A 2039-nucleotide genomic window follows, 5' to 3' on the forward strand; every position below is an offset into this window, starting at 1 on the left:
GACGGGGGAAAGGGGCGAATCATGCCAAAATCTCAGAATCTAGGCCATTGTTATATAAGCGTTTGTTAATAGTGCACCAACGCCGTCCAAACGTATCCGCGCTGGAAGACGGGAATCACATACTGGACGGGTTGAGAAAACAGCTGAGCTGCGAAGGTCTTCGATGGCTGCATGGCAAAACCTTGTTCTGGCGCTCGATCGCGCCTTCTTCTTTGGGTAACTCGGTATCAGAGTGGATTGGAGGCCAGAAACGGTTCGATGCCGAATCGCGCTGCGATGCGTCGCAACTCGGTCAAAACATCGCCACGGAGCGGCTGCTGCCCGAGTGGTCCCTGAAAATTTCCGCTGATCGCCTTGGGATACGCCCTGCGCATCCAGCTCGATACCGCCTCGATTGCCTGCGGAGTCCCGCTATCGATGAACCGCACCGAAGCCGAATGGGACGGATCGTAAAAAGCGTAGTGCTCGCCAGTCTGACGCGTGAACGGGACCGTCGGACTATCCACGCAGCGCAATCGGGCGAGCAGCTGAAGCTCTCCCTTCAGCCCTGCGGGCGTCTTGACCACCCAGATGTAATCCGGCGCGTCCATAACAAGCTCCGAAAGCTTGGGCGAAGCGGAGCGGAAATAACCAAGGCGGCCATGCTTGAGGTCATCCGCATAGTCTTTCCAGTAATAGATGATGTCCATGAGAGGTACGCGACTTAGCCAAGAAAGAGCTACTGAGCTTACGATGGAGTTGAAACTTGTCGAGCACAAGGCGATCGGCCAGCATCGTGAAACTGGCACTCGCGAGTAGATCGGCAGAGATCCGGAGTTTGACGAGCGCGCTCTCTGGATCAGAGAACGCATAGTGCTCGGCAAATCCGCCCATGCTCGCAAGTTCGGCATGATGAGAGCGTAGCGGTTCGAAGTTGAGCGATGAGCGTTCCTGCATCCACATGTCTGGCGTTCTCGTGCGGTGGTCACCCTATGCAGCGAAAACCGGGCCAGCGTCCTATTCCTTGTCTTCAGCGCTTTCGAGGCCGAAACGCCTGAGCCAATTGGTGAGCGTCTGGTAGTGCGGAAATCCGAGCAGCTCGGCTGCCAGTTTCTTCCGATGGCTTGTTTGCTGCATGGCGCGCCCGAGGTAGTGGCGCGAAACTTCGTCGAGAAGCGCCTGTAAATCAAAGCCCTTGTGAAGAGGCCTGTCGAGGACACCTTGGCTGCGCGGCGCCACCTGTAGCAGCGCCTCGCGAACCTCATCTCCGGTGATCGTATCGCCGTCGGACCAGATCACCGACCGGACGAGCGTGTGATACAGCTCGCGGATGTTACCCGGCCAAGGGTGCGCAAGAAGAAAATTCCTTGCTTCCAGAGAAAGTTTCTTGTGTTGCACCTCGGGCTCGAATCCCGCTCCGGCATTGAGTTGGTCGAGAAAGTGATCGATGAGCAGCTCAATATCGCCATCGCGCTCGCGCAAAGCGGGCAAATGGATGATGCCGACGGCGAGGCGATGAAAGAGGTCTTCCCGAAATCGCCCCGCGGTCACATCGGCCTGCAAGTCGCGGTGCGTAGCCGCGATGATGCGCACATCCACCTTCACAGGCTTCGATGCACCGACCGGCGTGACCTCCTTCTCCTGCAAGGCACGCAGCAGACGCACCTGGGTGTCGGACGGCAGATCACCAATTTCATCGAGAAACAGCGTGCCGCCTTCTGCAGCCTTGAAGTGACCATCACGGTCGCGGTCTGCGCCGGTAAAGGCACCTCGCTTGTGGCCGAATAGCTCTGCGTTGGCGAGCTCACGGGGGATGGCACCACAGTTCACAGGAATGAAGGGTCGATTCGCCCTCTTGCTCGCGGCGTGGACCGCCTGGGCGAACAGCTCCTTGCCCGTGCCCGTTTCTCCCAGAACGAGCACGGGCACATCGAAGGCCGCTATCCGCCTCGCGCGATCAACCTGCTTTCGCATCGTAAGCGCTCCACAAACCCCATTCTTCCCGGATTCGCTAGGCCGTGATCAGATGCTCGGCCTTGAGATTCCAGGGCAGGAGGGCC

Annotated in this window: 3 protein-coding genes; all 3 read right to left on the reverse strand. The window is 58.5% G+C overall.

Going from position 1 to position 2039, the window contains the following annotated elements; genetic code table 11:
* Nucleotides 1–227 precede the first annotated feature (227 nt).
* The 3 genes from M622_RS37800 to M622_RS37805 are packed head-to-tail and all read right to left on the reverse strand — an operon-like array spanning nt 228 to nt 1953.
* Nucleotides 228–689: a hypothetical protein gene (locus M622_RS37800; RefSeq protein ID WP_021250930.1), complete on the reverse strand. Its 462-nt coding sequence runs from the start codon at nt 687–689 to the stop codon at nt 228–230.
* On the reverse strand, nt 652–942 hold the full coding sequence (locus M622_RS40360) for a hypothetical protein (protein WP_174377421.1): 291 nt from the start codon (nt 940–942) through the stop codon (nt 652–654). Before M622_RS40360 ends, M622_RS37800 begins: the two co-directional genes overlap by 38 nt.
* Nucleotides 943–996: 54 nt before the next feature.
* A complete protein-coding gene (locus tag M622_RS37805) occupies nt 997–1953 on the reverse strand; it encodes a sigma-54 interaction domain-containing protein (RefSeq protein ID WP_021250931.1) in 957 nt (318 codons plus the stop codon).
* Between the last annotated feature and the right edge of the window lie 86 nt (nt 1954–2039).

It is taken from the genome of Thauera terpenica 58Eu, from assembly GCF_000443165.1.
GTDB classification, from domain to species: Bacteria; Pseudomonadota; Gammaproteobacteria; order Burkholderiales; family Rhodocyclaceae; genus Thauera; species Thauera terpenica.